This is a genomic window from Eudoraea sp. (genome assembly GCF_049669105.1).
Taxonomy (GTDB): domain Bacteria; phylum Bacteroidota; class Bacteroidia; order Flavobacteriales; family Flavobacteriaceae; genus Eudoraea.
In genome coordinates, this window is record NZ_JBATKE010000111.1 from 21,472 (window position 1) to 30,873 (window position 9,402).

Annotated in this window: 10 protein-coding genes; 1 reads left to right on the forward strand and 9 read right to left on the reverse strand. The window is 39.2% G+C overall.

All coding sequences use genetic code 11. The features are described 5' to 3' along the window. Positions 1–21 precede the first annotated feature (21 nt). The 7 genes from WBM60_RS09660 to WBM60_RS09690 all read right to left on the reverse strand — a co-directional run bounded on the left by WBM60_RS09660 (position 22) and on the right by WBM60_RS09690 (position 6,371). Positions 22–2,283 carry a molybdopterin cofactor-binding domain-containing protein gene (locus WBM60_RS09660; protein WP_424277106.1) on the reverse strand — a complete coding sequence of 754 codons (2,262 nt, stop codon included), beginning with the start codon at positions 2,281–2,283 and terminating at the stop codon, positions 22–24. Between the two features lie 10 nt (positions 2,284–2,293). Further along, entirely contained in the window at positions 2,294–2,758 is a 465-nt protein-coding gene (locus tag WBM60_RS09665) for a (2Fe-2S)-binding protein (protein WP_424283013.1), read from the reverse strand. Between the two features lie 125 nt (positions 2,759–2,883). After that, a complete protein-coding gene (locus WBM60_RS09670) occupies positions 2,884–3,783 on the reverse strand; it encodes an alpha/beta hydrolase fold domain-containing protein (RefSeq protein ID WP_424261968.1) in 900 nt (299 codons plus the stop codon). Between the two features lie 76 nt (positions 3,784–3,859). Continuing rightward, positions 3,860–4,324, reverse strand: a complete 465-nt coding sequence (locus tag WBM60_RS09675) for a cyclophilin-like fold protein (protein WP_424261966.1) — start codon at positions 4,322–4,324, stop codon at positions 3,860–3,862. A gap of 123 nt (positions 4,325–4,447) precedes the next feature. Further along, positions 4,448–4,942 (reverse strand): cupin domain-containing protein, encoded by a 495-nt coding sequence (locus WBM60_RS09680; RefSeq protein ID WP_424261964.1) that lies wholly within the window; start codon positions 4,940–4,942, stop codon positions 4,448–4,450. Between the two features lie 10 nt (positions 4,943–4,952). Further along, positions 4,953–5,549: a sugar O-acetyltransferase gene (locus WBM60_RS09685; protein WP_424261962.1), complete on the reverse strand. Its 597-nt coding sequence runs from the start codon at positions 5,547–5,549 to the stop codon at positions 4,953–4,955. Between the two features lie 30 nt (positions 5,550–5,579). Further along, positions 5,580–6,371, reverse strand: a complete 792-nt coding sequence (locus WBM60_RS09690; RefSeq protein ID WP_424277105.1) for a hypothetical protein — start codon at positions 6,369–6,371, stop codon at positions 5,580–5,582. A 261-nt stretch (positions 6,372–6,632) separates the two neighbouring features. Here WBM60_RS09690 and WBM60_RS09695 point away from each other — a divergent pair, with 261 nt between their 5' ends. After that, positions 6,633–7,319, forward strand: coding sequence for a helix-turn-helix domain-containing protein (locus WBM60_RS09695; protein WP_424261958.1), 687 nt, complete (start codon positions 6,633–6,635; stop codon positions 7,317–7,319). A gap of 780 nt (positions 7,320–8,099) precedes the next feature. On the opposite strand, the gene WBM60_RS09700 is transcribed toward WBM60_RS09695, so the two are convergent. Then, positions 8,100–8,633, reverse strand: a complete 534-nt coding sequence (locus tag WBM60_RS09700) for a hypothetical protein (protein ID WP_424262829.1) — start codon at positions 8,631–8,633, stop codon at positions 8,100–8,102. A gap of 154 nt (positions 8,634–8,787) precedes the next feature. After that, positions 8,788–9,258, reverse strand: coding sequence for a DUF1203 domain-containing protein (locus WBM60_RS09705; protein WP_424283014.1), 471 nt, complete (start codon positions 9,256–9,258; stop codon positions 8,788–8,790). Positions 9,259–9,402 lie beyond the last annotated feature (144 nt).

Sequence of the window (9,402 nt, forward strand, 5' to 3'; positions counted from 1 at the left end):
AAAATAGCTGATATTTAAAAATTAACCCACTAAGGGAGGCCTGTTGGAAATAAAAGGTTGCTGATAATGTCTTCTTCCTGTGGCCTTGTATAAGGCATTGGCCAAAGCTCCGAAAATAGGCGGAAATGGTGGTTCTCCCATTCCGGTCGGAGCTATTTCGTTTTGTACAAAATGAACATCTATCCCTTTGGGAGCATCTGCCATTCGGATCATTTGATATTGGTCAAAATTATTCTTTTGGGGCACACCATCCTTGAAGGTCAATTCCCCATAAAAGGCATTACCTATACCATCGATTATGGCTCCTTCTGCCATGTTTTTAGCTGCGTCAGGATTTACCACGATACCACAATCAATGGCACAACAGACGTTTTGTACAGCCGGTTTGCCATTTTCATAGGTTAAATCCAAAACATGGGCGGCATAGGAATTATGACAGAAATATGCCGATACACCCCTATGGACGTTCGCTTTGTTCTCTCCCCATGCTGCTTTTTCGCGAAGTAATTCTAAAACTCCCGCGTAACGTTCGGCATCATAATCATTCCGCTCGCCTACGGGGTTTTCCTTCGCTCGTTTCAAAAGTTCCAATCGAAACTCGATGGGGTCTTTGCCCATTGCTTCTGCCAATTCATCCAAGAAAGCTTGTTCTGCCCCGGCCATGAAATTGGAACGCGGTGCACGGAATGCACCAATGCTTATATTGCTATCCAAAGCCCATTCCTCGGCTAGATAATTTTCAATGGCTCCGGCCGGAAAACGATTGGCGAACAATGGGCTCTCTGGTACACCACCCGCCTTTACATGCAAGGCCGTTAAATTGTTGTTCTCATCAAAAGCGGCGCGATAGGTTGCGTGATACGTAGGACGATAAATCCCAGTCGTCATATCATCTTCACGGGTATAGACCAACTTAATAGGGGCATTTACTTTTTGGGATATAAGGGCCGCTTCAACCACAAAGTGGGCATAGCTCTTTCTGCCAAAACCGCCTCCCATTCTTGGAAGTACCATTTCAATATTTTCTTTCGGTATTCCCAAACTGCTAGCTATCGTGGGAATAATAAAGGATGGAATCTGAATCGGCGCCGCTATTTTCACTTTATCGCCTTCTACATGAGCAAAAGCATTTATAGGTTCCATGCTATTGTGGGCAAGAAAAGGGGCCGAATAGCTTCTTTCCAAAATCTTTGTTGCTTTTTTGAAGGCTGCCTCAGGATTCCCATCCTTTCGGACAATTTTTCCTGGTATGCCAGCTAGGGCTTCCATTTGTGCCTTGTGGCTTATAGTGGATTCTAATCCCGCAGGGGTATTTCTTGTTTCCTTTCCAAAAAACCCATTGACAATTTCAGTATTTGCAGTGATAGGCTTCCAGTCGACATTTAGTTTCTTTTTGGCCTGCATCACTTCCCATGTGGAATTTCCTACTATCGCGACCAATTCAGGAAAAGCGTTGGTGTCAAAACCGTGTTTTTGAAATCCCTCCTTAAAACTTTTGATAGTAATCACATCCTTGATGCCCGGCATTGCTTTGACCGCCTCGCCATCAACCGATTTTAAGGTTAAGCCAAAAGCGGGCGGATGAACGATCATAGCGATCAACATTCCTTCCTTTTGGTAATCCATGCCAAACATAGGTACCCCGGTTACAATGCTTTTCGCATCTACATTTTTATGTGAATGGCCGATCAGTTTAAAATCTTTTACTTCTTTTAATTGCACTTCTTCGGGTACAGCAAGTGTTGCGGCAATCAAAGCCATTTCGCCGTACCCGGCCGATTTTTTAGTAGCTACGTGTTGTAATACTCCTGCTTCGGCAGTAATTTCTTCTATGTGTACCTGCCATGTTTGAGCGGCCGCCGCGCGCAGCATCTGTCTAGCGGTTGCTCCGGCCATTCTAAGGGGTTCCCACCGGGCTTTTATTCCAGTACTTCCCCCTGTCAATTGAAATCCGTATTTGTCTGCATGATAAGGCGCTTGCTCTACCATCACGTTTTTCCAATCCACATCCAACTCTTCTGCCACCAACATGGGCATTGATGTTCTGATATTCTGACCGAATTCGGGATTGGGCGTGTATATAGTGACCAGGCCATTATCACCAATTTTCAGGTAGGCGTTTATCTCGAACCATTCCTTGGGCATTTCAACAGCGGCCATTTCTTTGGCTTGTTCAGGCTTACAAGCATTTAAGATGCTGAAGCCCAATACGAGTCCGCCACTGGCCAGGCTAGTGTTCTTGATAAAGGCACGACGTCCGATTTTTGTTTTTATGAATGTCATTGTTTTTGCTTTAAGAATTAGTGCTTTCAGCAGCTAGTTGAACAGCTTTTTTTATTCTGGTATACGTTCCGCATCGGCAGATGTTACCGTTCATGGCCATCTCAATCTCGGAATCGGAAGGATTGGGATTGTTATCTAAAAGTGCTGCCGCTGTCATTATTTGACCAGTTTGACAATAACCCCATTGGGGTACGTCGACTTCCAACCAAGCTTTTTGAACCGGGTGATCCGCGTTTTCAGAAAGTCCCTCAATCGTAGTGATTTTTTGATTGCCTACGGCAGATACAGTAAGCACACAAGCTCTAACTGCTATACCACTTAAATGAATGGTACATGAACCGCATTGGGCGATTCCGCAGCCATATTTTGTTCCTACCAATTTAAGGTGATCACGAAGTACCCAGAGCATGGGCGTGTTGGGGTCAACGTCCACAGTTTGTGTTTTTCCGTTGATGTTTAAGTTGAATGTTGCCATTATGGTGTATATAAATGATTATGATTAAGTTACATAAATTATGAATTCCTAAAAAGAAGTATAGCACAAAATTTTTACAAAACTGGAATACTACGACTCAAATTGTAAAAAGCATCTTAATGGTATTAATTCAGATGGATTTTTAGAAAATTAATTACTTTGTATCTAATGTCATCCACATCAAACATCTCCCCATAATGCGGTGCATCCTTTACCATAATCAATTCGTTTTCCACACCCTTTACGGTCAACCAAGAACTTAATAATTGAGATTGTCGTGGGGAAACCAAATCGTCCTTTTCACCGTGTATAATTAAAAAAGGAGGGTCGTTCTCATCAATATAAGTGGTAGGGCTAGCGGTCTTTGCAAGGTCTGGTCGGTCAAGCGGTGCGGCACCTATTAGTAATGCTTCTGGTGATTTAGGGTCATTGGCCCCGGGAAATAGAATCAGTTCTGAAGGTCCGTAAAAATCCACAACGGCGGTAAAGGAAAAATCACGGGATGTCGCGGGCATAAAGAAGTCATCAATTTGGTCATTGTTCGATAGGCCTTGAAACGAAGCCAAATGCCCTCCTGCGGAAAACCCCATTAGTACAAACCGTTCTTTATCAAACCCGTATTTTTCAGCGTTATCGTATAAAAAGGATACTGCTCTATTACAATCCTGAATCTGGGCCGGAAAAATAGCCTGAGTTGCAAAACGGTAATCTATTGAAGCCAGGGCATACCCACTTTTGATGATTTCTGCCACTGTATTTTTCATATAACCGATGTCGGCATACTTGTCATTACCGATCCATCCACCTCCATGAACAAATACAATTAAGGGAACCTTACCCTTTGCATTGGGCGGAAGGTAAATATCCAAAAGGTGTTTCGGTAAGGTGTCATTATTATAGGCTATATTACCATGCAATACGGTACCCTTTGGAAATAGAGAAATCACCGGATTGGATTTTTGACTACAAGACGTTTGGGAAATCTGTAAGACCAGTAAGAAAATTAAGAATTTTGTTATTTTCATTGTAAGCACGTTTTCAGTTTGTTAGGTAATTTAATTGATTAATTGAGTTTAGTCCTAATATGCTTTCCATTGAATTCTAATTTTTATCCATTGTAACGCTTACGTTACCAGCTCCAAGAGCTTTTTGAAGTCCGGCTGTATCATCGATGCTTCCCAATTTTGTATAACTATAAGAGGTTGAGAAAGTTTTGTAAAATAAGACCAAAGTTTTTGAACCATAGAGCATCAAGTCGCCATTCTTAATGGACCCAGGATTCGCGGAATTTGTCGGTAAACTTTTAGACAAATCATAATACTTCTCGTTACCGTTCAGCTCGGTCATCTGTATGGTCATAGGCAATAGTTCCTTGAATGCTATTGCGGAATCAGTATCCAAAAGCGTGGCGGTAAACCTTTGTGAATTTACCGTGATTTTTATTGTTTCGTTTGCCATTGTGCCATTGTTTTCCGTTTTGATGGGGGCATTTTCTTTTTCGCAAGGTGATGGATTGCCTATTGTAGCTGAAGAAAATATTAAAACCATTAAAAGTATAGATTTCATGAATTTATTTTGTCTTTAAAATTCCTTATCGCCCAGTCAAGCTTTCTCCAGCTTCAGTATATCTTGCGCCGAACGGGCCTTTAACTGATGGTTGAGAACCTAATCTGATAATCTCCATTTGTTTCAATTGTTAGATGTATACTGCTCATCCGTCACAGGCTCAAGCCAGGTAACGAATCCATTTTCCGTTTTCGGCAAAATATACATCTGTGTAAGACTGTTGTTTTCAGTAGCGCCATGCCAGTGCCTTGTATTTGCGGGAACCTTAATTACATCGCCCTTTTTCATGGTTTCCCTTGGCTGCCCCTCTAGCTGATGATATCCCACACCATCGAGTACAATTAGAATTTGCCCGCTCGGATGAAAGTGCCAATTTGATCTGGCACTTTTTTCGAAATAAACATTCCCCACGAGGGTGTTGTAGATAGAATCATTTGCAACTAAACCATAATTATAAGCGTTGCCTGTGAAGTTATCAGCATTCCCAGCTTCACCCCTAGGAAAAATTGCTTGTTCAGAAGGATTCGATTCTGTGTTTTCTTGTTTTTCAACTTTTGTGTTGCAGGCCTGACCTATGAATAGTAGTAAGGCAACTGCAAGTGTGATTTTTGTTCTCATTTTATCTGTTTTAAATTTTCTTGATGATTTTTGCAGGTGTTCCTCCTACAACAACATTGTCTGGAACATCTTTTAATACTACTGAACCGGCGGCAACTACAGAGTTTTCGCCAATGGTTACGCCATGCAAAATGGTGGCATTGGCACCAATCCATGCATTCTTCTTAATGTGGATGGGTTTTGGAACCAGCGAATGTCTTTCATCAGGCGAAAGAGGGTGGCCTTCAGAAAGCAAGCTGACTTTAGGCGCTATCAGTACGCCATCTTCAATAGTAATGCCTCCCAGGTCCAAAAAAGTACAATCGAAGTTGATGAAAACGTTTTTACCAATTTTTGTATGCTTGCCATAATTGATATACAAGGGAGTAAAAACTGCAACGCTATCGTCAATTTTACTAGATGTAATTTGGCCCAGTAAAGCCCTGATTTCTTTAGGGTCAGTAGCGTTGTTCATCTGCACCAATAATTTTTTCGTGCTGTATGAGGCCTCACGCATTCTATAGGCTTGAGGGTCGTTGGGCGGAATGGTTTCTCCTTTCTTTAACCGTTCAAAAATATCCCTATCCACCGGATGGGAACTATTTTTTTGATTTTCTGCTTTATCCATTTTTACAAATTACATTATTTACAATGTCCATCATATTTTTTGTTTCGACTTTCGCCTGTTGGCACCGCCAAAGCTGTACACCAGGGAAATATTCCAGGTGAAATCATCTTCCGGCACTATCTCGGTATCGATAGCTTTATTGAGGATGGCCGAAACTGAAATGGGAAAATCTTTTTTTATCAGGGAAAAAAAGCCCACAATGTAAAATCCCTTTAAATCGTCCGAAAGCAAATAATAGGCTTGGGGGGATATATTAAAATACAACTTTTCGGAAATATACAGGTTGTTGAAGGATGAATTCAATGCCATATAGTGGGTGTTTTTAACCCCTTCATCAAAACCGTGGCCATATAGATAGTAAACTCCAAGCTCAACTTTGTCCGAAATCTTATAGGTGGGCGCCACCTCGGCGGCCAGGTACCGCCGCGACTCCAAAAGCTCCTCGGGCTGCCCGTCTCTAACAACATTGACCGTTCTAAAGATCAGGGCAGGGTGCGCCCCAAGGCGCAAGGAAAAATGTTTATTTTCTATCGCCTTGTACCGAAACCAGAATATAAAAGTCCATGGTTTGGCGTCTAACCCAAAACGCATATCTGGTTCAAAACTTAATTTTCCCTTGGTAAATTTTAAATCAAATAGAAGGGCCGGATCTCCCAAAGAAAAAGAGGGCACTAACGAAATTCCGTTATTGGTAATACTTACTGTTCCTCTAAAATCATCTAGAAACGGTTCTGTTTCTTCTTGTGCCATTGCATTAAAACCACTTAGAAAAATAATCAGTACCACAATTAAATTTTTCAGAGTCCGATTAGTCATTTTCATTAATGAGTTAGTTTTTTCATACCACAAAAGTAAAAATTAGTTATTCACATTTGTTACATTAATTACCCCAATAATGTCAAATATTACTTATTTTAGTAAAAATCAATAGTTGAAATGAAGGAGCCAGGGAAAAAGGAGCCACGTATTATTCTTATCGAAATGTCGAAAGAAAAGGGATTTCCAATAGATTTCAATACATATTACCATACACATTTGTTTTGTCACCGGGGAAGCATTTCTTTTTTGTTCAACAACAAAAAAATGAAATGTAAAGGCGGCGAATTTTTGTTTTGGTTCGCTGAAAGCCAATTGAAGGATTTGGTATTTTCCAGAGCCTATAAGGCAACTGTCTTGCTGGTGGAGAAACATTTTTTATACGATAACATCCCTGATCAAAGCTGGAGTATCGATGCCATCCTTCATTCCCGTCAATACCCCATAAAACATTTGAACGAAAAGAATGACAGGCAAAGGGTTTTATCAAATTTTCGAATGTTGCACGACAAATTCCAGGATAGGGAACATCGTTTTTATGAAGAGGTATTGAAACTACAAATGCGGTTGTTCATTCTTGAAATGTGGCACACATTTGCGAACGAATACGAGCACCGAAAACGCACCTTGCAAAGTGGGTCGTTGTACGAGCGCTTCGTTCATTTGGTCCAGGAACACTGTATGACCGAAAGGGAAGTACGGTATTATGCCAATAAACTTAGCGTTACTCCAAAATATTTGAATTTTATTTGCAAACAAAACTCAGGTGTTACTGCGTCTGAATGGATCCAACGTTACACCAGGGAGCGTATCATATTATTTTTACAGAACAAAAATCTGAACATTTCAGAAATTACCGATAAAATGATGTTTTCAAGTCGGTCTTTTTTCACGCGGTATGTGAAAAAGGTTTTAGGTACTACACCAACCGGTTACAGAAGTCGATTGGAGTAATATTAAAATGTTCTCCCCTGCTCAATTTTATTGTTGGTGATAATTTGGACTTGTTCACCAACCTTGCTGAAATATAAAGTAGAAACAGGACACGCAACAGGACACCTCCTATGTGAAATTTGTATCGTTTTGACAGTGCTAACAAAAATATAAAATACTGATATTCAATTGATTATTAGGTTTTAAAAATATTCAGTCGGGGTGGTCACGCCTCAGGCGTGACGGCACAATTAAGTCGGGGTGGCAGGATTGAACTGCCACTCCCATATCCCTTTAAATTCAATACTTTCAACGTCTTTCCATAATCTAGGTAACCGAATAGGTAACCTTTAGGATGACATGATTTAGTTTATATTGATAAAGTTAATAAATTATTGACATAATAAAAACATGAGTTTTTCAATAACCCTTCTTATTTGTTTCTTCCAATAATGGGTTGTGGCCTTCGCTGTCTCTTCACAAACCAGAGTTACACAGCGTGGGCTATACACGTTGCGTTTAGTTACTCTGTCATTTTTATACATATACATTTGATTTTTTGTATACATATTTCAGGACGGGTCAAAATGATTGCCAACGTATTGGCTATGATTTCGGCGTATTTAAAAGCAGCGGAGCCTAAGCTTGGTTCCCGATAACTATCGGGATTGTTCCGCGCTGGGGGCGTAGCTGCCTAGGACGAAATCGTTCACCTTTGTTTATTTGATAAATTTAGGATTAATCTTGTTTTGATGCAATGATGTGCGCTGAATTATAGCCTGTGTTGTAACAAGTTTTTATTTAATTATTTAATAAATCAAATATCAATTTACTAGAGTTTTTATTTTGTGTACTAATCGTATAATTACTGTTTACATTAATTTTTGCTGATTCAACCATGTGGTTTGATTCATCTCTATTAATCACAATATTCAATTTGTAATTTTGTTTTCTATTTTCAATTAAATGATTGTCCCAATTTTTGAATTCTGATAAACTAACTAAACATATTAGTTTATAATCGGATTTGTCATATTTTTTTGATGGGATTAATTCTAAATCCGCTTCTAAAGGTTTTTTTGAATATAAATCATAATTAAAGTCAATCTCAGTTTTAGATTTTTTAAATCGCTTTTTTAAATGTTTAGTTAAGTCAAGATAGAAATTTATGAGGTGGGTATCTCCGGTAAAAACAAATAAAACAGACTCCATAGAACCTATATTCGGTAGGATATTACTTTCTTCTAAATTAATTCGCGCTTTAAATTTTTCCTGTTTTTGACAATACAAATTGGATACAACAAATATTAATACGAGGATAAAATATCTTTTCATAGTAAATTTATTACAACGGTTTGTGTATGGCTCGTTGCGGAAAATGTCCAGCGCACTTTTCCGTCGTAACCGAAGGATAGCAAATTGCAATGAATTCCTATTAGGAATTCAGCCGCAATGAGCTATACACGTTGTTGTACCTCGTTTTCCATTTTCAATTAATTCTTTGTACTTCACAATTGTAGCATCCTGGACTTGAATTGTGAATATGAACGTATTCTACTTCTTTATTTTCAAACATTTGTTCAAGGACAATATTGGTATCAACTCCTTTTTGTGTTTGAGCTTCTAGCATTATTCCATTTTTATTATAGCCACGAAATGACAATAATCTATGATTAAGCATAATTGGGATTTCATTGTCGTTAAGTTGCTTTGTTTTTACATCCTTTCTAACGAAAATTGGTCCTTTTGCTTGGTATGGTGATGTAGTTTTATGATAATTATATGGTATCAAAAGTACGTCTTCACCAATTTCGGCATCTTCTAAACTCACTCTACAAGGATAACCCGGCTTTGTATCGACAACCATTTTCTTTATTCCTTTTTTCTCTAATTCAATATCTGATAAATCGAATAATGGCTCAAATTCGTGATAGTCTAATGCTCTGATTTTGAATTTCATATTGCTTACTTTTAATGAGGTACAACGTTGTGGCTATTAACGGTACGGGAGCAAACCGGCGTTTAACTTTCCCTTACGCTCATAGCAAAAATCTTTTGGTTTTGTTTTTTTCTTTGTCCCACTAAAAAGCAAAATCCCAAAGAT